The organism is Pseudomonas alloputida, assembly GCF_021283545.2.
Lineage (GTDB): Bacteria > Pseudomonadota > Gammaproteobacteria > Pseudomonadales > Pseudomonadaceae > Aquipseudomonas > Aquipseudomonas alloputida.
The window spans coordinates 418,866-440,902 of sequence record NZ_CP128540.1 but is presented as its reverse complement, the minus strand read 5'-3'; the positions used below and the strand labels follow the sequence as shown (position 1 = coordinate 440,902).

At 60.0% G+C, this 22,037-nt stretch carries 22 protein-coding genes and 1 pseudogene; 13 read left to right on the top strand and 10 right to left on the bottom strand.

Annotated features, from left to right (window positions below):
• Positions 1 to 596 precede the first annotated feature (596 nt).
• Both LU682_RS01925 and LU682_RS01920 read right to left on the bottom strand, forming a co-directional pair.
• Positions 597 to 1,322 (bottom strand): type III PLP-dependent enzyme domain-containing protein, encoded by a 726-nt coding sequence (locus LU682_RS01925; RefSeq protein ID WP_232885702.1) that lies wholly within the window; start codon positions 1,320 to 1,322, stop codon positions 597 to 599.
• A gap of 54 nt (positions 1,323 to 1,376) precedes the next feature.
• Positions 1,377 to 1,958 carry a GPO family capsid scaffolding protein gene (locus LU682_RS01920; RefSeq protein WP_416146232.1) on the bottom strand — a complete coding sequence of 194 codons (582 nt, stop codon included), beginning with the start codon at positions 1,956 to 1,958 and terminating at the stop codon, positions 1,377 to 1,379.
• A gap of 128 nt (positions 1,959 to 2,086) precedes the next feature.
• Between LU682_RS01920 and LU682_RS01915 the strand changes: the two genes are divergently transcribed.
• Both LU682_RS01915 and LU682_RS01910 read left to right on the top strand, forming a co-directional pair.
• Entirely contained in the window at positions 2,087 to 2,344 is a 258-nt protein-coding gene (locus LU682_RS01915; RefSeq protein WP_232885701.1) for an ogr/Delta-like zinc finger family protein, read from the top strand.
• Complete coding sequence (locus LU682_RS01910; protein ID WP_232885700.1) at positions 2,341 to 2,553, top strand: DUF4224 domain-containing protein; 213 nt, start codon at positions 2,341 to 2,343, stop codon at positions 2,551 to 2,553. The genes LU682_RS01915 and LU682_RS01910 overlap by 4 nt, the downstream gene beginning before the upstream one ends.
• Positions 2,554 to 2,983: 430 nt before the next feature.
• On the opposite strand, the gene LU682_RS01905 is transcribed toward LU682_RS01910, so the two are convergent.
• The 7 genes from LU682_RS01905 to LU682_RS01875 all read right to left on the bottom strand — a co-directional run bounded on the left by LU682_RS01905 (position 2,984) and on the right by LU682_RS01875 (position 9,465).
• Positions 2,984 to 4,756, bottom strand: a complete 1,773-nt coding sequence (locus LU682_RS01905) for a DUF927 domain-containing protein (RefSeq protein ID WP_232885699.1) — start codon at positions 4,754 to 4,756, stop codon at positions 2,984 to 2,986.
• On the bottom strand, positions 4,753 to 5,769 hold the full coding sequence (locus LU682_RS01900; RefSeq protein WP_232894348.1) for a toprim domain-containing protein: 1,017 nt from the start codon (positions 5,767 to 5,769) through the stop codon (positions 4,753 to 4,755). The genes LU682_RS01905 and LU682_RS01900 overlap by 4 nt, the downstream gene beginning before the upstream one ends.
• Positions 5,766 to 6,008, bottom strand: a complete 243-nt coding sequence (locus LU682_RS01895) for a hypothetical protein (protein WP_182408115.1) — start codon at positions 6,006 to 6,008, stop codon at positions 5,766 to 5,768. The genes LU682_RS01900 and LU682_RS01895 overlap by 4 nt, the downstream gene beginning before the upstream one ends.
• Positions 6,005 to 6,619 (bottom strand): YdhT family protein, encoded by a 615-nt coding sequence (locus LU682_RS01890; protein WP_232885697.1) that lies wholly within the window; start codon positions 6,617 to 6,619, stop codon positions 6,005 to 6,007. The genes LU682_RS01895 and LU682_RS01890 overlap by 4 nt, the downstream gene beginning before the upstream one ends.
• A 100-nt stretch (positions 6,620 to 6,719) precedes the next feature.
• Positions 6,720 to 7,034 carry a hypothetical protein gene (locus LU682_RS01885; protein ID WP_232885704.1) on the bottom strand — a complete coding sequence of 105 codons (315 nt, stop codon included), beginning with the start codon at positions 7,032 to 7,034 and terminating at the stop codon, positions 6,720 to 6,722.
• A gap of 312 nt (positions 7,035 to 7,346) precedes the next feature.
• The gene (locus LU682_RS01880; RefSeq protein WP_110679029.1) at positions 7,347 to 7,562 is read right to left on the bottom strand and encodes a helix-turn-helix transcriptional regulator; all 216 of its coding nucleotides are present in this window, start codon (positions 7,560 to 7,562) and stop codon (positions 7,347 to 7,349) included.
• A 481-nt stretch (positions 7,563 to 8,043) separates the two neighbouring features.
• On the bottom strand, positions 8,044 to 9,465 hold the full coding sequence (locus LU682_RS01875; protein WP_232885696.1) for a tyrosine-type recombinase/integrase: 1,422 nt from the start codon (positions 9,463 to 9,465) through the stop codon (positions 8,044 to 8,046).
• A gap of 249 nt (positions 9,466 to 9,714) precedes the next feature.
• On the opposite strand from LU682_RS01875, the pseudogene LU682_RS01870 reads away from it, so the two are divergent.
• Positions 9,715 to 9,834, top strand: a pseudogene (locus LU682_RS01870) (site-specific integrase); the annotation flags it as partial.
• A 394-nt stretch (positions 9,835 to 10,228) separates the two neighbouring features.
• On the opposite strand, the gene LU682_RS01865 reads toward LU682_RS01870, so the two are convergent.
• Positions 10,229 to 10,783, bottom strand: coding sequence for a serine acetyltransferase (locus LU682_RS01865; protein WP_003255582.1), 555 nt, complete (start codon positions 10,781 to 10,783; stop codon positions 10,229 to 10,231).
• 187 nt (positions 10,784 to 10,970) lie between these two features.
• On the opposite strand from LU682_RS01865, the gene LU682_RS01860 reads away from it, so the two are divergent.
• From LU682_RS01860 to LU682_RS01815, 10 genes are all read left to right on the top strand, one after another.
• On the top strand, positions 10,971 to 11,432 hold the full coding sequence (locus LU682_RS01860; protein WP_010951733.1) for an Lrp/AsnC family transcriptional regulator: 462 nt from the start codon (positions 10,971 to 10,973) through the stop codon (positions 11,430 to 11,432).
• Between the two features lie 253 nt (positions 11,433 to 11,685).
• Positions 11,686 to 13,368: a flavin monoamine oxidase family protein gene (locus tag LU682_RS01855; RefSeq protein WP_232857264.1), complete on the top strand. Its 1,683-nt coding sequence runs from the start codon at positions 11,686 to 11,688 to the stop codon at positions 13,366 to 13,368.
• A 14-nt stretch (positions 13,369 to 13,382) separates the two neighbouring features.
• Positions 13,383 to 14,177, top strand: a complete 795-nt coding sequence (locus LU682_RS01850) for a carbon-nitrogen hydrolase family protein (protein ID WP_060489131.1) — start codon at positions 13,383 to 13,385, stop codon at positions 14,175 to 14,177.
• A 140-nt stretch (positions 14,178 to 14,317) separates the two neighbouring features.
• A complete protein-coding gene (pqqF, locus tag LU682_RS01845) occupies positions 14,318 to 16,618 on the top strand; it encodes a pyrroloquinoline quinone biosynthesis protein PqqF (protein ID WP_010951730.1) in 2,301 nt (766 codons plus the stop codon).
• A 159-nt stretch (positions 16,619 to 16,777) separates the two neighbouring features.
• Positions 16,778 to 16,849 (top strand): pyrroloquinoline quinone precursor peptide PqqA, encoded by a 72-nt coding sequence (gene pqqA, locus LU682_RS01840; RefSeq protein WP_003243383.1) that lies wholly within the window; start codon positions 16,778 to 16,780, stop codon positions 16,847 to 16,849.
• A gap of 78 nt (positions 16,850 to 16,927) precedes the next feature.
• The gene (gene pqqB / locus LU682_RS01835) at positions 16,928 to 17,839 is read left to right on the top strand and encodes a pyrroloquinoline quinone biosynthesis protein PqqB (RefSeq protein ID WP_010951729.1); all 912 of its coding nucleotides are present in this window, start codon (positions 16,928 to 16,930) and stop codon (positions 17,837 to 17,839) included.
• A gap of 163 nt (positions 17,840 to 18,002) precedes the next feature.
• Complete coding sequence (gene pqqC / locus LU682_RS01830) at positions 18,003 to 18,758, top strand: pyrroloquinoline-quinone synthase PqqC (RefSeq protein WP_003255592.1); 756 nt, start codon at positions 18,003 to 18,005, stop codon at positions 18,756 to 18,758.
• Positions 18,755 to 19,030 (top strand): pyrroloquinoline quinone biosynthesis peptide chaperone PqqD, encoded by a 276-nt coding sequence (gene pqqD / locus LU682_RS01825; RefSeq protein WP_010951728.1) that lies wholly within the window; start codon positions 18,755 to 18,757, stop codon positions 19,028 to 19,030. The genes pqqC and pqqD overlap by 4 nt, the downstream gene beginning before the upstream one ends.
• Positions 19,002 to 20,162 carry a pyrroloquinoline quinone biosynthesis protein PqqE gene (pqqE, locus tag LU682_RS01820; RefSeq protein WP_049587150.1) on the top strand — a complete coding sequence of 387 codons (1,161 nt, stop codon included), beginning with the start codon at positions 19,002 to 19,004 and terminating at the stop codon, positions 20,160 to 20,162. The genes pqqD and pqqE overlap by 29 nt, the downstream gene beginning before the upstream one ends.
• Positions 20,128 to 21,966, top strand: a complete 1,839-nt coding sequence (locus LU682_RS01815; RefSeq protein ID WP_010951726.1) for a S9 family peptidase — start codon at positions 20,128 to 20,130, stop codon at positions 21,964 to 21,966. Before pqqE ends, LU682_RS01815 begins: the two co-directional genes overlap by 35 nt.
• Positions 21,967 to 22,037 lie beyond the last annotated feature (71 nt).

Sequence of the window (22,037 nt, the reverse complement as noted above, 5' to 3'; positions counted from 1 at the left end):
CGTCCAGGGGCGCCGCCCAACTGCCGATTCTCCGCCCACATCAGCTCCATCTGAAAAATCAGCCGCGAAAAAAAAACGGGGCAGAAAATCACTTATCCCCCTCCCGCCGACGCGCTTTACGTCGCAAAAAAGTGCAAAGGCCGTGGGTAGTGCAACTAAACGCCCGGCCCAGGCCCGCTGCGGGCTCTGGCAGCTGATTGGCCATTGCACTGAGTGCAAAGTTTTGCAAAGGAATGCAAAGCCATTGCGCGTAAAACTGCCCGCCCCTGATAACCCACTGCGGCCATCACACCCAATGGCAATAGGGGTGAGCCCAGATTTTTTCAGAATGCGCCGCTCAATTTTGGCGCTGCCTTTTCTGATCCAACGGGCGCTGGTGAATCGCCCGTAGCCCCGTGACGGCAAAGGTTTCAGGCTTGGTAGTAGGGTTTGAGCGGTTGCACTCAGTTGCACGTCAGAGCTTGGTGCGGGGACGCAGAGTGATGAGCTTCGCTCGCTCAACGGACGCTGCGAAAAACCCGCAAACCCACCGAGGCCGATTGCACGGCCCCGGCAGCTATCGTGCTAGCAGCTTTTCGAACCAGGTGGAGGTAGGTTCAGGATTTGGCGTTCAGGGTCTTGAGCTTGTGCAACGTAGCGGGCGAGTTCACCGCCACCTCGTTCGAGAGTGCGCTAGGAACTGTAGCCAGGGCTGGCGGCACTGTGTCCTTCTCAGCACCGTCAAATAGCTTCTCTAACTCTTTCCCAAACTCCATCCAGACAAGTTCATTCTTCTTTGCTTCTCTTTCACGCGATCCGTTACAGTGACGCAACAAACCTTCATTTATTTTTAGGTCACGGAGGCATATTGCCCTGGACAATACAAAAATTTGCATCAACTCTTCGCGCAACCCCTCACGGGCTAGCATTTTGGCAAGCTGGGATTTCCAATACTCATTATTGAGTGTCAGAGGCTCATTTGACAAATTCCTACGCGCCTCTGCCAATCGCATAATCAAATTATTCTCAAGACCGGCCCGCGCCTCAACAGTGGCACGCATGGCTTGAGCTTCTTTCCTAAGCTTTTCGGCGCGCTCAATTTCTTCATTGACTTTGGCTTGGTCGATCTCTCCCGTACCTGCTAGCCTTCTCCAGGACGCATCAGTTCGATCAGCCTGCCGTTCAAACTCAGCGGCCTTTTGTAGCAGACGCTGGTTTTCTTGCGTAACCTCAACAAGTTTATTTTGAAGATCGACGTACGCAGCTTTATTAGTTTCAAAGCAAGTCAAGCGATGTTGCAGCTCAGGGGTCAAACTCTGCACATCAAAGGCTTGGATACTCATATGGTTTACCTGAATGGTTGAATTGATATTGAAAGCGCCAAAGTAGGCCGGTGGTTAGAGAAGTCGCTTCGTGGTCTTGGCCTTGTACTTGCCGCGAGATCTCAAAGCGCACACTTGAGCGCTCAACTCCCGCGTAACGCGCTTCAGGCTTGCGGCCAGCACCTTGCTCATGGGTGCAGGACGCATCGGCATAGCTTTCGTGCGATAGGTGGCGGTATTGGCTTTTCTGGAGAAAAAGAGTTCTTGGGTACCGAGACTGGTGGGCTCATCAGTCACAGAAAGGCCTGTCATATAAGCCCGTCCAGACCCAGCAAAGTTTGGCGTTATCTCGACGCTAGAAAATAACTTGTCCCCGTGGCGATTCAACTGGAGCAAGCGTGCGTTTGGCTTCATCTGCACTTCTAACGCTACTTGGCCCTTGGCAAGCTCGGGATCATTATCAATCAGGCGCACAGAATAAACCGTACCGTGCGCGCCGATGTCGCGCTGGCTATCGTTCCAGATAACCGCGGTATATTTAGATGGCGAATAGGTTTCGGCACAGTCACGTAAGTCCTGCGCTTTGATTTCTCGCCCGTCAGCAGTCGGCCCGCTCGTGGCGACACGCTTCCAGGAAGTAACAAGTGACCGGGGCATTAGGAGCCTCACTTAGCGAAGGTAGTTAGTCTAAAAGTGCAATCACTGGAAACATGCGCAGCATGTCGCACCAGCATGTTAATATTAACATACACCAGACAACTATCCGTCCTTTTGAGGCTTAACGAATGCGGGTTTATTGTGGATCTTGTGGAAAAAAAGCACGTATTTCTAGAGTGGAAGAAGAGTCACCAACCTATGCGAAACTCTATTGCATGTGTCTTGAGCCGCACTGCGGGCACAGCTTTGTTTCAGAGTTCAGCTTCTCTCATACTCTAAAGCCTGCAAATTCAAAGGCAGTAGGAAACACAATAATTGATCGAATTTTGCAACTCACTGAGGAACAGCAAACACAGATACTCCAGCAGCTGGACTTATTGACATGACTAGGGCCGTACCTGGTGTGCTGACGTTCCAGGACCTTCAGCAGGTTACAGGTTATCAACGGCGCTCCGATGTTGAGCGGTGCTTAATAGATCAAGGGGTAAGGATATTCCGTGGTCGCTCGGGCCCCTGGACAACTATCGATCTAGTCAATCAGGCGGGAGGTATCAAACCGGACAGCGATGATAAGTATGGGGCAGACATCATTTAATGCCAGACGGCAACGGCTCAAAGCGGCTCGCCAAGGGGGTCGGGGGTCACGGTCGGCGGCTTGCCTCAACCCCACCACCTGGCGTGCAAAACACTCGCCTAGATCAAAGCTTCAGGTATATGTCAACAAAAACCACCGACACCCACTATTTACCGCGTCTGATTTCAAAAAAACGGGGGAACGCGGGATTTTCGGGAAAACCCTTCTAGAATGCGGCCTCCAGAGCATTTTTCTGTTCCCGCAATTTTTTGACCGGGAACAAAATGGGTGGGACGTACCCTATTAAACAGAGTTGTGTTCCCATGTTCCCACTCTTGTGTTTTAAATGGGAACGCCAGAAGCCCCGTATTTTCTGGCCGTTCCCGGTGTTCCCGGTGTTCCCGATCAAAAACAGCACTGCGCTCGTGACTTATGGGGGAGCGCGGCCGGCTTACCCCTCTTTCTCTAGCCTATCGGGGTCAATCACGTAAAAACGGGAATTCCCGCCACCTGGCGTGCGTCGCTTTTTCGTCCACCGATTGTCTTCACTATCCATTTGCACCAGGGCGTCCACGCCGATCAAGGCGCGTACTATTCGAGCCTGGCTAAATCCAGATGCTGCCTCTTTAAGACCAGGTGGGTTAAACAAATAAAGACGCTTATCGGAATCAACCTGGTAATAACCAGCACGTTCACGAACAGTTACATTGGCATGTTCGGCGTAAATGTCTGAAAAACGACTATCACTGTGTAGGGCGATAAATTCGCTGATACCACTAAGTATTTGACGATCTTCTGCACTACCGTCACCCATCGTTTGCAGCCATTCGTTGAACAGCGTTTGGCAGCCCTTGATGGCAGTCCCTTTCGGCCATTTCAGCAGTTTGCGACGAATAGCCGATTCACCAGCCAGCGCCATGATTGCGAAGCGATCCGCTACCCGGCCTGCCTGTGAACTCTCGGTGGCAAAGGCTTCCCGTACCTGCCGGAATGCGCTGTGCAGATCTTCCGGATGCTGAATCAGCGACTCCACGAACGCTGGGCCTACGTGGCCGTAATGCTGGGTGACGGCATCACTCACAACCCGGTGGAATTCTTGCCCGGTCAGCCCGTGTACGTCGTCGAAGGCGCGGTGTGTGCGGGTGCCAGCATTGACATCCACCATGCGCAGCTCGGCACCGGCGTGGGCGTTGCTGCCACCAATGGCGGCGTGGTCTGACAGTGAACGCTCCCCGCTGGATAGCGCCAGGACACGCCAGGTCAACTTGGCACGGCCCTCCCGCTCCCTGGTCATGGTGCCCTTACCCATACCGTTGGCGATGGCATACGCCATTTCCTGAACCCGCTTTGGGTCAGCCCGCTTGATTTCGTCCAGGATCAGGATGGTGTCATTACGAGATGCGGCCTCGATCTCGATACCGCCCTTCGATACGTCCCAGGACGCGGCGAACGCCCCAGGATTGCCCCACACGGACGCTGCGAGGAGCTGGGCAAGGGATTTACCACTCGACGAATCACCCACCAGGTGCACGCCGCCGCCATTCACCCCCACCTTGGCGAGCAAAGGGCCCGCCAGGGCACAGCAAACTGACAGGATCAACACGGGGTTGCCCACACACCGGGCGGCAATTTCGGTCTGCCAGCCGTCGACGGTGCCCTTGCTGGTGAAAATGTTGGCCGCCCTGCCAGAGTCTTGGAAACGCACGTTGTCCCCGCCAATGACGCGAGACGGCAGTACAAACGCTCCCGACTCATGCCAGCCCGGCTTGCTGGTGGTAGCGATCACCAACTCAGGTGACTGGTGGCTGGCCAAGTAGGGCACGATCTGGCGGCGCTGGTGGTGCTCGATGACCAGGCCGCGACTCAGCAGCACCTTCAATACCTCATCACCCTTCCCACCCAGTGCCTCCATAGGCATGACCCATTCGATGCGCCGTCCCCGGTGAGTGAACGACAGCAAGCGGCCTATGGTGCCGTCCTCTGAATTAATCGTTTCAGCTTCCACATTCAGGGGGGCACAGATCCAGTGATCAACCGGAATGGCCTTCTCATCAGGCCCGCTTTGCTTCAATCCGTGATACCAGGTGCCGGCCTTGTAGAGCTTGCCCTCCACGGTGCAAGGGTTCTCGTAAACGGCGTAGCGGGGCCGCTCCAGCTTTTCGAATGCAGGTGCTTGTGGCTCGCCCACCAGGCACAAGGTCGGGGGCTTTTCATGTGTGCTCATGGCTTGCAGCTCTTGTTGGATTGACCCGCAAGCCAGAGGTGCAGGTCGTTGAAATCGGATAGGGCGGAGGGGGCGTCAGAGGGCCACTCAGGGAAAACCACACGAGCATCGGCAGCACGAGCGGCTTGGTTGGCAGCACGCTTTCCCGGATTACTAGCCGTGCTGCGGTCATCGTCACCGGCAATAACTAGGTCAAGCGTGGCGCCATAGCGCTCACGCATGGCCATGGCTACAGCCTTAAGGTTTCCGGCATTCATCGCACAGACCACCGGACACCCGGTGGTTTGGTGCAGCGTGGCGCCCGTTGCCCAACCCTCACACACATACAGGCGGCATCCCTCGGAGAGTTTGCCCAGTGGCGAATAGCAACCTTGGACACGCCCCCCCATCAGAAAGCGTTTGCTGCCATCCGGCGTGATGATCTGCAGGTTCACCAAGCGCCCGTTATCACAGAGCGGCACCACCAACCGCCCTTGCCCCAACTGGCGCACCAGGTGCGGTTTCACCCCCTTGGCCAACAGGTAGGTGTGCAGTGGATCAGCGGCCTTCGCTACTTTCCAGAGCTGCGCGGCTTCACGGGCAGCCTGGAGCTGCTTTTCCTCCTGGAGCTGTTGTTCACGCAGGCGCCAAGAGGCACGCTCGCGCTCGGACACTTGTTGGCGTTCCTGTAGCTGCTGAGCATCCGTAACCGTAAGCTTGGAGAGGCCCAGGCCCAGGCGCTCGTCCACTTCCTTGGCCGCATCCAGTTGACCGCATCCACGCAGATAGGCCAGCAGCGACACTAGGTCGCCGCCATGGGCACCGCTGTCAGCGAAATCATTCCACCGGCCTGTGTCGAGCGATACACCGAAGGAACCGGCTTGCCGATCCCCGCGAGCGATGTTCGCCGCCACCCATTCGCGGCCTTTACGTTTGCCTTCAGGAAGCCACTCGGCCAAAAGCACATCAGCCGCACTCAGGGCTCCAGCTGCTGCATGACGGATCAATTCAACAGGTCGCAAGTGGCTCATCATTTCTGCTCCTTTCGGAGAAGGCTTGTCCCTCGGGCTTGGCGTAGAGCTTCTTCGGCTTGCTGCGTTGCTTGCTGCGCCAAATCTTCCATGTCGATGAACACGCCTTTTGTGCCGTCAGGATTTGGAATGGTGCGGTAGACCCCATTCTTGATCTCACGACGAATCGAAGCGGTGGACTGCCCTGAGAGCTGTGATAGCTGCTCGATCGTAAGAGGGTTGGTTTTAACGCCAATTTTCATTGAACGTCCCCCTGGCAAGCGCCCACAGCGATGAAGCGACGGTTTTTGCCCAGCTTGTACAAAACTCCGGCCAACAAACCTTTCTCACCTATGTAACCAACAGCGGTGCGATAGCGCTGTGCCCGACCGTCCCAATACTTGAGCCGAATTTCCCCCTGCTCGCCGGCACAGACCGCTCCCCCGATTCCTGCGCTGGCTGTCCCCTTGTCACCGGTAGAAGCAGTACCGTAATCACCGGCATTTGCTACCCCACAATGACCAGCAATGGCGATACCGCAAGTAAGAACAGAAGCCACACCACCGTCACCAACTGTGGCACGCCCCCACTCCCCAGCACTTGCTGTCCCGAACATTCCTGCCAGCGCTGAGCCCCTGTCTCCTACCACTGCCGTTCCGCTTTCGCCGGTCATGGCAGTGCCACTGTCTCCGCCAATTGCTGTTCCGTAGTCGCCTGCCTGGACGCTATCTTGGTCACCGACCAAGCGATATGTCCGAACGGGCTTCACATACCCAACTTGAGCGCTGTGCGCGTCCAGGTGCAGCACATCAAAGGCTTTTTCCAGGCAAGCCGAACCCTTCAGCGCATCAGTGCGCTCTTGGAAAATGTTCATCTCAGTCGTCCCGTAATGAGGGGAGGAAGATCACAGGTCTGATACGCCTATAACCCTCTTCGCAACAGCTCAAATCAATGGCAACCAGTGCCCCAGGTGATCAATCGGCCGGATTTAGCCGCAGCGATTTGCAGCCCATGGGTGCAGGGCACTGCCCTGCCGGGGTGTGGGCGAGCAGCCCACGCTGGTAAAGAGTCGAGCGTAGCGAGCTGAGCCCCGTAGGGGCGAAGGCATCAGGGTTGTTGATTTGGTGCTTGCTCATTGCGCACCCTTGGCTTTCCAGGGTTCGAACAATGTTCATGTGGGCGTTGTAGCGCTTGAGACGTACAGAAAGAGATGAATTTGCGCGGAGGGCGCTCAAAGCCATGCGACGGTGAGCGAGTGCGCGGATTGCAGGCGGAATGAGGGCTTTCATTGGTGGTACTCCTAACGTAGCGTTGGAGCTGCCACTGATCGTCGCCAAACGATTTAGGGTGGCAGCTGTGCGCAGGTTGGCGAACCGGGACGTTAGGCACCCGGCAGACCCGAGGGTCTCCCGCGCACAGCCACCATAAACAAGATGTACGGGCACAAAAAAAGCGCCTGCAATCGTGATGGGGGCGCCTGTGCGCCTAACAGTAATCGGGTCGCCAAACCCGGTCGCTGAATTGGCAGCGACGAACGAACGATAGCGGCGCACGCGTAACTTTGCAACCCTCGGTGGGGTCGCTGTGCGAATCGGCATGGCTCAACCCTTCCTGTTTGTGAGGAAGGCGTCTACGGCGTCTGCATCCCAGCGCAGGACGCGACCAGCACGGATAGGTACGGGGAAGTTGTCGGCTTTCGTCCAGCGCCAGAAGGTGGTGCGGCTTATCTGGTAAAGAGTGCATAGCTGCTCGGTGGTGGCACGGATACCAGCACGCGGAACGTTCGGAACAGGTGCATTGTCAATGGCGGGCGTCATCGTCGATTTCTCTAAGCGCTATGAAAAACCGAGACGGTGGAGCACGGGTGGAAGGCAGATGTTGCATGGCCCCCCCACTCGCAATACAGTTCCGGCTGGGCTTACGACCCAAGTCGAAATCTCTGCAACCGCTTCACCTCTCGGAACGTGTACTGGTTTTTCCATGTACGCAGGAGGGCGCTGATATCGCCTTCATCTGATAAGCCCCGGTACGGCAAATACCGGGGTTTCTTTTTGCCTGCAGTACACACAAATCCACGAAGTCATTCCGGTCAGCACCGTCTAATTCGGGTGTTTCAGAGCTGTTCGTGGAGGTCATCCAGTGATCGAATGGTATCTACGGTTTCTCACTTAAAACAATGCGCAGAGAGCGGAGAGAAGCCGGTCAAGCAGCTGATTTAGAAGGGTTTTAGCTTTCTGGTTATCGCTCTGGGGGATATGCACGGATATGTGGGCCACATATCCATCAATCGAGACGAACTTACCGTTCGTCGGATTTTTTTGAGCGGCGGGTTAACAACACCACATTGGCAGGTGAATCGCCGTTGACCAGGCTATCTAAGTACCTACCCCACTGCTCCAGAGCCGCGCGCTTCTCAGGCAGGTAGCTATAACGGTCGTAGTGCTTTGCCTGCACTCCACTGCGGCCATGTGATAGCAGCCAAGCCCGCACCTCAGCGCCGACGCCCAGGTGTGCCAGGAGTGATTCAGCCGTCACGCGGACATTCTTCCAGGTGAACGCACGGGACTTACCGGCTGCCGAAAGTGATCGACCTGCATCGATAAACATGGCCGAGACAGTATTTGGATTAGCAGACTTCCCGAGCGTCAGCGAGAAAGGCCCAGGGCCAATGCGGTCATCTAGCAGCGGCTCGAGGATCTGGCCGATTCGCTCGGTGATCGGTAGCAAATGCTCCCACGCTTGCATCTTGCGCCCTTTCCCGTCCATAAGGCACAGCGTGTCGTCTGTGACGGCCTCCCAAGGCACAGTGCATAGCTGGGTGAGGCGTTGACCACCCAGGTAAATGGCTGCCTTGGCAATCGCCGCGTGCCTGACGGGCAGTGTGTCGAGGTGCCTCAGAAGGGCTCCCAACTCATCAGGTGTGAGCGACTCGGTGTCACCGGCCCCAGTTCCTTGAGTGACAGGAATATCCCTCACTGGGTTGGAGCGGATCGAAAATACCTTGCCCTCATTGGCTATCCGCTCAGGAGCAAGGTGGGCTTTTGCAGCATGGCTGAAGGCGGCTTGCAGGTAGCGGCGGAGCTTGTCGCACGTCGTGCGCATGCCGTTGGCCGATGTCCCTGCAGCCCTATGGCCGATCCCCCGCCCCTTGGGTTTACGACCCAACACACCTGCCAGGATGAGCTGTATGTCCTCTGGCTCAATGTCGGCAGCCGCACGGTCTACCAGTCCCGGATGGTAGTCTTTCACATGCAGCCGAAACATGTTGTCGATTTCCTTGGCGCTTACCCTGCCCTCTGCCACCATTTTGCTCACGTAGCTATCCAGCAGCTCACCAAAGGTGCCGCGCCGCGCCAAAGCCTCTGCCTGGCGCTGTAGCCGAAGCCTTTCCACCTCCATCGCCGCGCTGTGCTCTGCCAACTGCTCCAGGTACTTCCCAATCCCGCCTGCGGCCCCTACCTCGCCAGCCAGGCGCATAGCATCAGACCTCAGCTCATCTAATGTTCGCTCGCCTGTTCCTGGTCGGGGCTTGCGGGCTAGCGTGCCAAGCGGCAGACGCTGATCGCTGGTAGGCGTTCTCTCCCGGTAGTAGGCGTTAATGGCACCGGATGCCTTGCGCTCCAGGAGCAACGTTCCTTTGCCTCGCGAACCGACTGGCTCCGACTTCCTGGTCTTGACCGCATGAGCTTCCAGGTCGGTCAACCTTGCACGTTTTGCCATTGCCTTCCCCGTTCCTTCCCCGTTTCGGACGAAAAACTAGGGTACTGACTGAAACACCGGAAAACAAAGGAACGTGAAAACTAGCTGTTTTTACTGGATTTTATGGATTAGCAGGAACGGTAAGCGACACATAGAAACCCCACCTTAGCTCGCTCATAATCCTTTGGTCCACGGTTCGAGTCCGTGTGGGCCCACCAGATACGACAAAGCCGCGCGATTGCGCGGCTTTTTCATGCCCGCAAGAAATAAATGGTCAGGGGCGCGTACATCCAGCGCAGCGGCGCCGAGCGCATGACCTTGGAAGTAGCGCTAAAACGGTATCTCAGCGAAATCAGCCCCACCAAGAAGCCGGTCACCCAGCGCGCCGATAATCGCGGAAAGGTGCCCTATCGATACTTCAAGCCAAACACCCTAGCTTGAGGATCGGACAATGAGCCGAATAGCCGCCCTTATCAGCTCACAAAATGAGCCGAATATGCTCGCTAATCGGCTCACAGATGAGCAAGCCCCATGAATGAACCTGGGCCTGCCCCGTGACAACGGACGCCAGGAAGCTGGCTACAGAGCCAACTGCCTCAAGCCTTTGCGTATTCGTTCGGTGCGCTCATCACTAACGCGGCGCCTGGGCTAAACGAAGGAGGCCGCACCACTGCACGTTCCAGTCCATCGGGCGATGGCCATCAACCATGGGCAAACCCATAAGAACCCTCCCAGCCTGCTCCACCATCCCCTCTGCCAACGTCCGCAAATGTACCGCTGTTGGTTAATCCCCTCCCGGACGCATCTCGACCTGCCGTGGGTTGTAGAAGGTCATGCCAGGCGGAATATCCCGCGTAACCAACGACATCGCGCCGATCACTACGTCATCGCCAATGTCGATGCGATCAGCAACGATGCAACTGTTGGCGCCCATGCTCACGTTGTCACCAATGCGCAGTGCGTACTCCTGCAACCCCAGGGTCTTGATGCCGATCGAGCAGTTCTGCCGGATGAAGAAGTTGCGCCCGATGCTGACGTACCGGGTAATCACCACCCCCGGCAGGTGCGCGATGCGCAGGCCAGGGGCAATCTGGGCGCCGATGTCGATGTCCACCCCATACTTGAGGTTGAGCCGCTGTTGCATGCGCCGGGCGTGACGCCGGGCAAGGCCGCCGCGGGCGTCGAGGTACTGGGCCAGGCGATAGGCGAAGAGGAAACGCAGTTTGTTGTCCTTGCGTGCGCGGCGCAGCACGTTGAACAGCAGGCTGATAGGGCGTCCGGGCCTTTTCTTGTTGGAGACTTCCAGTCGCCAGCATTCGAGCAGGTGGTCAAGGTTCACGCTGAGGTTCCCGTTGGACTAGCGCTTCATCATGCCGAATTAGTGCCGAAGACGCAGCCTTCGGACATGCACGGCCGTTCTAACCCAAAGTGCCAAGCCGACGCCGTCAACGGTGATCGACTGTACCTGGCCTTGCCCTGATTGGCACAGGCTGGCTAGGCTAGCGGGCCAACCGTAGAGACTCGCCATGTCGGATTCCCGCTCCATCACGCTGGATGAAATCGATCGCCAGCTGATCGCCCTGCTGCAGATCAACGCCCGCGAAAGCGTCGCCACCCTCGCCCGCCATTTGGGCATCGCCCGCACCACCGTCAATTCGCGCCTGGAGCGGCTGGAGAAAAACAAGGTTATCTCTGGCTATGGCGTACGCCTGGGCCAGAGTGTGATAGGCGGCGGGTTGCAAGCGTATGTCGGGATCAAGGTGCAGCCACGCTCCGGCAAGGACGTGGTGCGGCGCCTGAGTGCCATGGGCCAGGTGCAGCAGCTGTGTGCGGTAAGCGGCGAATTCGACTATGTCGCCTGGCTGCGTACGGACTCGCCCGAGCAGCTGGATCAGTTGCTCGACCAGATTGGCAGTGTCGACGGGGTGGAGAAAACCACCACGTCGATCATTCTCAGCAGCAAGGTGGACCGTGGACAGCCGCTTTGAACGGGCTGGCGCTCGGGTGGGGTTATCGATGAGGCCGGTTGTAGGAGCGGGTTTACCCGCGAATGGGGCAGAGAATCTACCGACCGCCTGCCTCGTCTTAATGAACATAAGCTTAATCATTACGACGAAACTAACTACATTCAGACAACACTCTGCACCTTAATTACGAACACCCCACTCCCTAAAATGACAGCCAGGCATCTCCTATACTCAGGCTCCGCTCCTCGCGCAGCCTCTCTGGCAAGGTCATTTCATGAACAAGAAGAACCGCCACCCCGCCGACGGCAAGAAGCCGATCACCATTTTCGGCCCGGACTTCCCTTTTGCTTTCGACGACTGGCTGGAACACCCGGCAGGCCTGGGCAGCATTCCGGCTGAGCGCCATGGGGAAGAGGTGGCCATTGTCGGTGCCGGTATCGCCGGCCTGGTAGCGGCCTACGAGCTGATGAAGCTGGGCCTCAAGCCGGTGGTGTACGAGGCTTCCAAGCTGGGCGGCCGGCTGCGCTCGCAAGCCTTCAATGGCACTGACGGGATCGTTGCCGAGCTGGGTGGCATGCGCTTCCCGGTGTCGTCCACCGCCTTCTACCACTACGTCGACAAGCTGGGCCTGGAGACCAAGCCCTTCCCCAACCCGCTGACCCCGGCTTCGGGCAGCACGGTGATCGACCTGGAAGGCCAGACCTACTACGCCGAGAAGCCCACCGACCTGCCGCAACTGTTTCATGAGGTAGCCGACGCTTGGGCCGATGCTCTGGAGAGCGGTGCGCAGTTCGCCGATATCCAGCAGGCCATCCGCGACCGTGATGTACCGCGCCTGAAGGAACTCTGGAACAAGCTGGTGCCACTGTGGGACGACCGCACCTTCTACGACTTCGTCGCCACCTCGCGCTCTTTTGCCAAGCTGAGCTTCCAGCACCGCGAAGTGTTCGGCCAGGTCGGTTTCGGCACCGGCGGTTGGGACTCGGACTTCCCCAACTCGATGCTGGAAATCTTCCGCGTGGTGATGACCAACTGCGACGACCACCAGCACCTGGTGGTCGGGGGCGTGGAACAAGTGCCACAAGGCATCTGGCGCGACGTAACGGAACGCTGCGTGCATTGGCCAGAGGGCACCAGCCTGAGCACGCTGCATGGCGGCGCACCGCGTACCGGGGTCAAGCGCATTGCCCGCGCCGCCGATGGCCGCCTGGCGGTCACCGACAACTGGGGCGATACCCGCCACTACAGCGCAGTACTCGCCACCTGCCAGACCTGGTTGCTGACCACCCAGATCGACTGCGAGGAATCGCTGTTCTCGCAAAAGATGTGGATGGCCCTGGACCGTACCCGCTACATGCAGTCGTCGAAAACCTTCGTCATGGTCGACCGCCCGTTCTGGAAGGACAAGGACCCGGAAACCGGCCGTGACCTGCTGAGCATGACCCTCACCGACCGCCTCACCCGCGGCACTTACCTGTTCGACAACGGCAACGACAAGCCCGGGGTGATCTGCCTGTCGTACTCGTGGATGAGCGACGCGCTGAAGATGCTGCCGCACCCGGTGGAAAAGCGCGTACAACTGGCCCTGGATGCGCTGAAGAAGATCTACCCGAAGACCGATATCGCCGGGCACATCATCGGCGACCCGATCACGGTTTCCTGGGAGGCCGACCCGTACTTCCTCGGCGCCTTCAAAGGCGCGCTTCCGGGCCATTACCGCTACAACCAGCGCATGTACGCGCACTTCATGCAGCAGGACATGCCGGCGGAGCAGCGCGGTATCTTCATTGCCGGTGACGACGTGTCATGGACCCCCGCCTGGGTTGAAGGCGCGGTGCAGACGTCGCTGAATGCGGTGTGGGGTATCATGAACCACTTTGGTGGCCACACCCACCCCGACAACCCCGGCCCGGGCGATGTGTTCAACGAAATCGGCCCGATCGCCCTGGCGGATTGAGACAAGGAGGCACCATGCGCATCGCTCTGTACCAGGGCGCACCCAAGCCACTGGATGTGCCCGGCAACCTGCAACGGCTGCGCCACCAGGCGCAGTTGGCAGCCGACCGCGGCGCACAGTTGCTGGTGTGCCCGGAGATGTTCCTGTCCGGCTACAACATCGGCCTGGCCCAGGTCGAGCGCCTGGCCGAGGCCGCCGATGGCCCGGCAGCCATGACGGTGGTGGAGATTGCCCAGGCGCACCGTATCGCCATTGTCTATGGCTACCCGGAGCGCGGCGATGACGGGGCGATCTACAACAGCGTGCAGCTGATCGATGCGCATGGCCGCAGCCTGAGCAATTACCGCAAGACCCACCTGTTCGGTGAACTGGACCGCTCGATGTTCAGCCCTGGTGCGGACCACTTCCCGGTGGTGGAACTGGAAGGCTGGAAGGTTGGCCTGCTGATCTGCTACGACATCGAGTTCCCGGAGAACGCCCGACGCCTGGCGCTGGACGGCGCCGAGCTGATCCTGGTGCCGACGGCGAACATGACGCCGTACGACTTTACCTGCCAGGTGACCGTGAGGGCACGGGCGCAGGAAAACCAGTGCTACCTGGTATATGCCAACTACTGCGGCGCGGAAGACGAGATCGAGTATTGCGGGCAGAGCAGCATCATCGGCCCGGATGGCAGCTTGCTGGCCATGGCCGGGCGGGATGAGTGCCAGTTGTTGGCAGAGCTCGAGCATGAGCGGGTGGTGCAGGGGCGCAGAACGTTTCCCTACCTGACCGATTTGCGCCAGGAGCTGCACCTGCGTAAAGGCTGACAGGGGCCGCTATGCGGCCCATTCGCGGGCACGCCCGCTCCCACGGGATTTGCGCTGCCTTTCATACCGGCGCCATACCCGCGAAAAGGCCGGGCCTGCAAACAAATCGGTTAGCATGGAGAGCAGCCACCGGAGCCCCCATGCCTGACGCCATCCGCCAACTCACCCTCGCCAACGGCTTGCAACTGACCCTGCGCCACGCCCCGCGCCTCAAGCGCTCGGCCGCCGCACTGCGGGTGCACGCGGGCAGCCACGACGCACCTGCCAAATGGCCCGGTCTGGCGCACTTCCTCGAACACCTGTTCTTCCTCGGTACCCCGCGCTTCCCGCTGGAAGACGGCCTGATGCGCTACGTGCAAGCCCTGGGCGGCCAGGTCAACGCCAGCACCCGCGAACGCGCCACCGACTTTTTCTTCGAGGTGCCACCCAACGCGCTCGGTGGCGGTCTCGAGCGCCTGTGCCAAATGCTGGCAGAACCGGATCTGGGCATCGAACGCCAACGCCGTGAACGCGAAGTGATCCATGCCGAATTCATCGCCTGGTCGCGCAATCCAACGGCCCAACAGCAGTTCGCCTTGCTGCAGTCAGTGTCAGCCAGGCATCCACTGGGCGCTTTTCATGCTGGCAATCGATACACCCTGGCCTTGCACGATGCGGCCTTCCAGCAAGCGCTTGCGGGCTTTCATCAACGCTTCTACCAAGGCGGCCAGATCTGCCTGAGCCTTTGCGGTCCGCAGCCGCTGGATGAACTTGAACGCCTTGCCCGGCAGCAGGCCGAACTGTTCGCTGCAGGTGAGCGCGTGCCGCAAATACTGCCGCCGCCACTGCCAGCAATGGCTAGCGCTTTGACCTTCACGCACCAAAGCCTCCCCAGCGGTGCCGAGCACGCCCTGGAACTGCTGATCGCTTACCTGGAGGACAGCCGCCCAGGTACCTGGCTGGGCGCGCTTCGCGAGCGTGGCTGGCTACGACGTTTCACAGCCGAAAGGCTGTATGCGTTCGCCGGTCAGCTGCTGTGGCACCTTGACCTGAAGCTCAGTGCCGACGCTTGCCCGGACGAAGCCAGCGCCCTGCTGCAAGGTTGGTTCAGGTTCATCCGTCAGGCCGACCGCGAACAGTTGAACCATCAATTCGGCTTACTGCAGCACAGCCGAGCGCACAGTGCCAGCGCGCTCGAGTTGGCCCGCCGGGACAGCACTGGCCAGCCGTTCGCCAAGCTGGATACCCAAGGGTTGCAGGCGCTTGGCGCCCTGCTGGAAAGCCTGCCAGGTGCCGACCATGGCGATTGGCAGCTGCTGCCAGTCGACCCATTGCTGAAGGCTGACCTGCCCCATGCCAAGGCGCAACCGCTGCCGGCAGCGCTGAAGATCAGTGACCAGCTTCCGCCCGCGCGCCAATTCGCAGCGCTGTACCTGCGCTGGCATGTACCTTCACCTATGCGCCAGCCGTTACAGCGTGTGCTGGAACAGGCCCTGGCGCCACTGCAGGAACGTTGTGACCGCGCCTCCGTGCAACTGCAGTACAGCAGTGCCGGGGAATACTGGCAGTTGCACTGCGCCGGCCTGCCAGCAGCAGTGCTGCGGGCAGTGGAACAAGCCTTGGCCTTGATGCTCAAGCCACCTGCCAGTTGCTGGCTGCCCTGCACGGCGCTGCCCCCGGCCCTGATCCCCATCAGGGCCCTGCTCAAGCAACTGCCAGACGCGGTACGGGGTAGCCTGCCCCCAGCGGTGCCTGCCTGCACGCTGACCCAGCAGCAACTCGACAGCCTGTGGCTGCACACCGAGTGGCATGGCATGGCCGCAGGCTTCGAGGATACCGCGCTAAAGGCCTTGGGCGCTGCGCTGGAACAGTGCCCTGGGCAAGGCTCGCGACCTAGCCCCCTGCCAACCTGGGCAAACCACCGCTGGCAGCATGCCCAAGTGCCAGGCAGCGAACATGCCCTGCTGCTGTTCTGCCCGTTGCCGGCGGCAAAAGAGGCCGCGGGCCGCCTGTTAGCCCAATTGCTGCAAGGGCCGGTTTACCAGCGCCTGCGGGTAGACTTGCAACTCGGCTACGCGGTGTTCAGCGCCTTTCGTCAGGTCGAGGGGGTCGGTGGGCTGCTGTTCGGCGTGCAATCCCCCCACACCGATCAGGCACAGGTGCTCGACCACCTGCTCAACCTGCTGCGCCATGGCGTCACCCTTGACCCGGCCGCTCGCCAGGCATTGGCTGGGCAATTCGACGAGCCCGCCATGGCCAATGCCGATGTCGCCGAATGGGCGTGGCAGACACACTTGGCCACACAAGCCGATCGGCTGGATGTGCTGCGCAGGTCTATCCTGACTACGCGGCAGACGGATCTGGACCACCTGCTGAGCGCCCTGCTCGACCCAGGTTCCGCTTGGCTATGTTTGGCCAACGCTGCCGCGCCAGACACTTCCTGGCAGGGCGAAAATCGATGATTATTACGCGAACTGCAACGGCGCTTCTCGAATAATTAACCTTCCGGTTCAAATTTTTCTTGTAAGATAGCGCAATCCCGTTTTCACGGAACTGCCAACGCATGGCGGTACCCAAGTAGTAGCTGAACAACCCAACCCTCATTCGGAAGGAGTAATTCCATGTGGACCAAACCTGCATACACTGACCTGCGTATCGGCTTCGAAGTCACCATGTACTTCGCTAACCGCTAAGCCAGGCTTAGGGTTTCACGCCTCGGCCTGCCGGGGCGTTTTCGTTTTTTCGATCCGGTTTCTGCATAGAGAGTGGCCATGTACATCCAGGTTCTCGGCTCCGCCGCCGGTGGCGGGTTCCCGCAGTGGAACTGCAACTGCGTCAACTGCAAGGGCTACCGTGATGGCACCCTGAAAGCCACGGCGCGCACCCAGTCATCCATCGCCCTGTCCGACGACGGTGTGCACTGGATATTGTGCAATGCCTCGCCCGACATCCGCGCCCAACTGCAGGCCTTTGCGCCGATGCAGCCGGCCCGGGCACTGCGCGACACCGGTATCAACGCCATCGTCCTGCTGGACAGCCAGATCGACCACACCACCGGCCTGCTCAGCCTGCGCGAAGGCTGCCCGCATCAGGTGTGGTGCACGGACATGGTCCACCAGGACCTGACCACCGGTTTCCCGCTGTTCAACATGCTCAGCCACTGGAACGGTGGCCTGCAGTGGAACCGTATCGAGCTGGAAGGCAGCTTCGTGATCGACGCCTGCCCCAACCTCAAGTTCACTCCCTTCCCCCTGCGCAGCGCCGCGCCGCCTTATTCGCCACACCGCTTCGACCCGCACCCGGGCGATAACCTTGGTTTGATGGTCGAAGACACCCGCACCGGCGGCAAGCTGTTCTACGCCCCGGGCCTGGGCCAGGTAGACGAAAAGCTGCTGGCGATGATGCACGGTGCCGACTGCCTGCTGGTCGACGGCACCCTGTGGGAAGACGACGAAATGCAGCGCCGTGGCGTGGGCACCCGCACCGGCCGCGAGATGGGTCACCTGGCCCAGAACGGCCCTGGCGGCATGCTGGAAGTGCTCGACGGCTTCCCGCGCCAGCGCAAGGTACTTATCCACATCAACAACACCAACCCGATTCTCGATGAAAACTCCCCCGAGCGCGCCGAAGTCCTGCGCCGGGGCGTCGAAGTTGCCTTCGATGGCATGAGCATCGAGTTGTAAATACAGTCTGTGAGGCGACACCAGACCCTGTGGGAGCGGGCATGCCCGCGAAAAAGCCAACACGGTCTATGGCACCGGCTTCGCCGGTGTTCGCGGGCACGTCCGCTCCCACAAGGGAGAGAGATGTGCCAGGCCAGATAATCGTTCTACAGGAGCCAGCCGAATGAGCGACGCACTGCCAATGTCCCCTGCCGAGTTCGAGCAGGCCCTGCGCGCCAAGGGCGCCTATTACCACATCCATCACCCGTACCACGTGGCGATGTACCAGGGGCGCGCCACCCGCGAGCAGATCCAGGGCTGGGTGGCCAACCGCTTCTACTACCAGGTCAACATCCCGATGAAGGATGCCGCGATCCTGGCCAACTGCCCGGACCGCGAAGTGCGCCGCGAGTGGATCCAGCGCCTGCTCGACCACGACGGTGCGCCCGGCGAGGATGGCGGCATCGAAGCCTGGCTGCGCCTGGGCCAGGCTGTCGGGCTGGACCCGGACCAATTGCGCTCGCAAGAACTGGTATTGCCTGGCGTGCGCTTTGCCGTGGACGCCTACGTCAACTTTGCCCGCCGCGCCAGCTGGCAGGAAGCCGCCAGCAGTTCGCTGACCGAGCTGTTCGCCCCGCAAATCCACCAGTCACGCCTGGACAGCTGGCCGCAGCACTACCCGTGGATCGACCCCGCCGGCTATGAGTATTTCCGTACCCGCCTGGGCCAGGCGCGACGCGATGTGGAACACGGCCTGGCGATTACCCTGCAGCACTACACCACCCGTGCGGGCCAGGAGCGTATGCTGGAGATACTGCAGTTCAAGCTGGATATCCTCTGGAGTATGCTCGATGCCATGAGCATGGCCTACGAACTGAACCGCCCGCCCTATCACTCCGTCACCCAGGAACGGGTGTGGCACAAGGGAATCACCCTATGAGTTTCGACCGTAACCAGGTACCCAACTGGCGCCCCGGCTACCGCTTCCAGTACGAGCCGGCGCAAAAGGGCCATGTGTTGCTGTACCCCGAAGGCATGATCAAGCTCAACGACAGCGCGAGCCTGATCGGTGGCCTGATCGACGGCCAGCGTGACGTGGCAGCGATCATCAGCGAACTCGAACAGCAATTCCCCGGTGTCCCGGAAGTGGCGGACGACATCGAGCAGTTCATGGAGGTGGCCCGTGCCGAACACTGGATCGTCCTCGCCTGAGTTGCCACCTACGCCCGAGGTCGGCCTGCCGCTGTGGCTGCTGGCCGAGCTGACCTACCGCTGCCCGCTGCAGTGCCCTTACTGCTCCAACCCACTGGACTTTGCCGCCCAGGGCCAGGAGCTGAGCACCGAACAGTGGTTCAAGGTCATGGCTGAAGCGCGGGAAATGGGTGCCGCACAAATCGGCTTTTCCGGCGGTGAACCGCTGGTACGTCAGGACCTTGCCCAGCTGATCGCAGAGGCCCGTCGCCTGGGTTACTACACCAACCTGATCACCTCGGGCATTGGCCTGACCGAGGCGCGCATCGCCGACTTCAAGAAGGCCGGCCTGGACCATATCCAGATCAGCTTCCAGGCCAGCGACGAGCAGGTGAACAACCTGCTGGCCGGCTCGAAAAAGGCTTTTGCACAGAAGCTGGAAATGGCCCGCGCGGTGAAAGCCCATGGCTACCCGATGGTGCTCAACTTCGTCACCCATCGGCACAACATCGACAAGATCGACCGCATCATCGAGCTGTGCATTGCCCTGGAGGCCGACTTTGTCGAGCTCGCCACGTGCCAGTTCTATGGCTGGGCGCACCTCAACCGCCTAGGGCTGCTGCCAACCCGCGCGCAGCTCGAGCGGGCCGAACGTATCACCAACGAATACCGGGACAAGCTCAAGGCCGAGGGCAACCCGTGCAAGCTGATTTTCGTTACCCCTGACTACTACGAAGAGCGTCCCAAGGCCTGCATGAACGGCTGGGGCAACCTGTTCCTCACCATCACCCCGGACGGTACCGCATTGCCCTGCCACGGCGCCCGCCAGCTGCCGGTGCAGTTTCCGAATGTACGCGACCACGACTTGCACCATATCTGGTATGAATCGTTCGGTTTCAACCGCTTCCGTGGCTATGAGTGGATGCGCGAACCGTGCCGCTCCTGCGACGAGAAAGAAAAGGACTTCGGCGGCTGTCGCTGCCAGGCCTTCATGCTGACCGGTGATGCCAGCAACGCCGACCCGGTGTGCGCCAAGTCGACCGACCACGGCATCATCCTCAAGGCCCGCGAGGAGGCTGAAACCGCCCAGCTCGCGATCGAACAGATGACCTTCCGCAATGATCGAAACTCCCGTGTCATCGCCCGCGGCTGAATTCAGCGCGGCCCAGGCGGTTGCCGCCGGCACCGACTTCGCCGAACTCAAGGTCAGTGCCGACGGGCTGTTCTGGAACGAATTCCGCCCGGCCGATGGAGCGTGCCGTATCTGGCACTGGCTGCACTACCAGGCCCGCTGCCTGACCCCGGATGGCTTCAGCGTACGCAGCCGGGTCTATGAGTACGGCGGTGGCAGCTTTTGCCTGGGTGGCGACGGGCTGGTGTTCGTCAACGAAAAGGACCAACAGGTCTACACCCAGCCGCTGGACAATCTGTTACCACGTGCACTGACCCAGGATGCCAGCTGCCGCTATGGCGATGTGCAGTGGCACGACGGCCAAGTGCTGGCCGTCGAAGAGCGCCATGCCGAACAGGTAGAGCACCGCCTGGTCGCTTTGGGTGACAGCCGCCGCGAGGTGCTCGCCGAGGGCGCGGACTTCTACGCCTCGCCTACCGTCAGTGCCGATGGCCAGCGCCTGGCGTGGATCGAATGGGACCGCCCGGCGCAGCCCTGGACCGTCACCCGGTTGGTGTGCCGCGTGCGCGATGCCAGCGGCCACTGGGGACCGGCGCAATGTGTAGCCGCCGCCGAAGAATCGCTGCAACAGCCACGCTTCGATGCCGAAGGTCGGCTCTACTGCCTTTCCGACCGCAATGGCTTCTGGCAACCCTGGGGTGAGGTCGATGGCCAATGGCAGCCGTTGCCTGCTGCACCGGCGGACCATGCTGCTGCGCCTTGGCAATTGGGCACCTGTACCTGGTTGGCACTTGGCCCGCAAAGCTACCTGGCCAGCTGGTTCAAAGACGGCTTCGGGCAATTGGGGCTGCGTGGTGAAGATGGCCGTATGGAGCGTTTCGCCAGTGCCTACACACGCTTTCGCAGCCTGGCCATGGACAGCGAACACCTGTATGCCATTGCCGCGTCGCCCATCAGCCCACCGGCAGTCATTGCCATTGACCGCGGCAACCATGAAGTACGCGTACTGGCCGGTGGTGCCGAAATACTGCCAGCAGGGCAAATCAGCCTACCGCAGCCGATCCACTACGGCAGTGGCGGCGAGCAGGCCCATGGTTTCTTCTACCCGCCAGCGCAGCCGCAAGGCGCCGCACCGCTGGTGGTGTTCATCCACGGCGGGCCAACCTCAGCCTGCTATCCCGTGCTCGACCCGCGCATCCAGTACTGGACCCAGCGTGGCTTTGCCGTGGCCGACCTCAACTACCGGGGCAGCACCGGCTATGGTCGGGAATACCGCCAGGCACTGCACCTGCGCTGGGGCGAAAGTGACGTGGCCGATGCCTGCGCGGCGGTCGAATACCTGGCTGCTCAAGGCCTGGTCGACAAGCACAAGGCGTTTATCCGCGGTGGTAGCGCCGGTGGCTACACCACCTTGTGCGCCTTGGCGTTCCATGACGTGTTCCGCGCCGGCGCCAGCCTGTACGGGGTCAGCGACCCGATAGCCCTGGGCCGTGCCACGCACAAGTTCGAAGGGGATTACCTGGACTGGCTGATCGGCGACCCGCAGCGCGACGCTGAACGCTATCGCCAGCGCACCCCTCTTCTGCATGCAGATAGCATCAGGGCGCCAGTGATTTTTTTCCAGGGTGAACTGGATGCTGTAGTGGTACCGGAGCAGACCCGAAAAATGCTCGCAGCGCTCAAGGCCAAGGGTGTTCAAGCAGAGGCGCATTTCTATGCTCTCGAACGGCACGGTTTCCGACAGGCAAATAACCTGGCGCATGCGCTGGAACAGGAGTGGCTGTTCTTTTGCAACGTGATCAACCATCAACACAATAAAAACTAAGTGTGCTTTGCATTCGGAAAACCACAATTACCTGGCAATTCTGTCAGTAGACGTGTCTTGGTTCTGGCCCT

What these genes read in the sequence shown, in the direction of transcription:
- LU682_RS01925 (WP_232885702.1), bottom strand. Translation starts at nt 1,322, where the DNA reads ATGAGTATCCAAGCCTTTGATGTGCAGAGTTTGACCCCTGAGCTGCAA.
- LU682_RS01920 (WP_416146232.1), bottom strand. Translation starts at nt 1,958, where the DNA reads ATGCCCCGGTCACTTGTTACTTCCTGGAAGCGTGTCGCCACGAGCGGG.
- LU682_RS01915 (WP_232885701.1), top strand. Translation starts at nt 2,087, where the DNA reads ATGCGGGTTTATTGTGGATCTTGTGGAAAAAAAGCACGTATTTCTAGA.
- LU682_RS01910 (WP_232885700.1), top strand. Translation starts at nt 2,341, where the DNA reads ATGACTAGGGCCGTACCTGGTGTGCTGACGTTCCAGGACCTTCAGCAG.
- LU682_RS01905 (WP_232885699.1), bottom strand. Translation starts at nt 4,756, where the DNA reads ATGAGCACACATGAAAAGCCCCCGACCTTGTGCCTGGTGGGCGAGCCA.
- LU682_RS01900 (WP_232894348.1), bottom strand. Translation starts at nt 5,769, where the DNA reads ATGATGAGCCACTTGCGACCTGTTGAATTGATCCGTCATGCAGCAGCT.
- LU682_RS01895 (WP_182408115.1), bottom strand. Translation starts at nt 6,008, where the DNA reads ATGAAAATTGGCGTTAAAACCAACCCTCTTACGATCGAGCAGCTATCA.
- LU682_RS01890 (WP_232885697.1), bottom strand. Translation starts at nt 6,619, where the DNA reads ATGAACATTTTCCAAGAGCGCACTGATGCGCTGAAGGGTTCGGCTTGC.
- LU682_RS01885 (WP_232885704.1), bottom strand. Translation starts at nt 7,034, where the DNA reads ATGAAAGCCCTCATTCCGCCTGCAATCCGCGCACTCGCTCACCGTCGC.
- LU682_RS01880 (WP_110679029.1), bottom strand. Translation starts at nt 7,562, where the DNA reads ATGACGCCCGCCATTGACAATGCACCTGTTCCGAACGTTCCGCGTGCT.
- LU682_RS01875 (WP_232885696.1), bottom strand. Translation starts at nt 9,465, where the DNA reads ATGGCAAAACGTGCAAGGTTGACCGACCTGGAAGCTCATGCGGTCAAG.
- LU682_RS01860 (WP_010951733.1), top strand. Translation starts at nt 10,971, where the DNA reads ATGTCGGATTCCCGCTCCATCACGCTGGATGAAATCGATCGCCAGCTG.
- LU682_RS01855 (WP_232857264.1), top strand. Translation starts at nt 11,686, where the DNA reads ATGAACAAGAAGAACCGCCACCCCGCCGACGGCAAGAAGCCGATCACC.
- LU682_RS01850 (WP_060489131.1), top strand. Translation starts at nt 13,383, where the DNA reads ATGCGCATCGCTCTGTACCAGGGCGCACCCAAGCCACTGGATGTGCCC.
- pqqF (WP_010951730.1), top strand. Translation starts at nt 14,318, where the DNA reads ATGCCTGACGCCATCCGCCAACTCACCCTCGCCAACGGCTTGCAACTG.
- pqqB (WP_010951729.1), top strand. Translation starts at nt 16,928, where the DNA reads ATGTACATCCAGGTTCTCGGCTCCGCCGCCGGTGGCGGGTTCCCGCAG.
- pqqC (WP_003255592.1), top strand. Translation starts at nt 18,003, where the DNA reads ATGAGCGACGCACTGCCAATGTCCCCTGCCGAGTTCGAGCAGGCCCTG.
- pqqD (WP_010951728.1), top strand. Translation starts at nt 18,755, where the DNA reads ATGAGTTTCGACCGTAACCAGGTACCCAACTGGCGCCCCGGCTACCGC.
- LU682_RS01815 (WP_010951726.1), top strand. Translation starts at nt 20,128, where the DNA reads ATGATCGAAACTCCCGTGTCATCGCCCGCGGCTGAATTCAGCGCGGCC.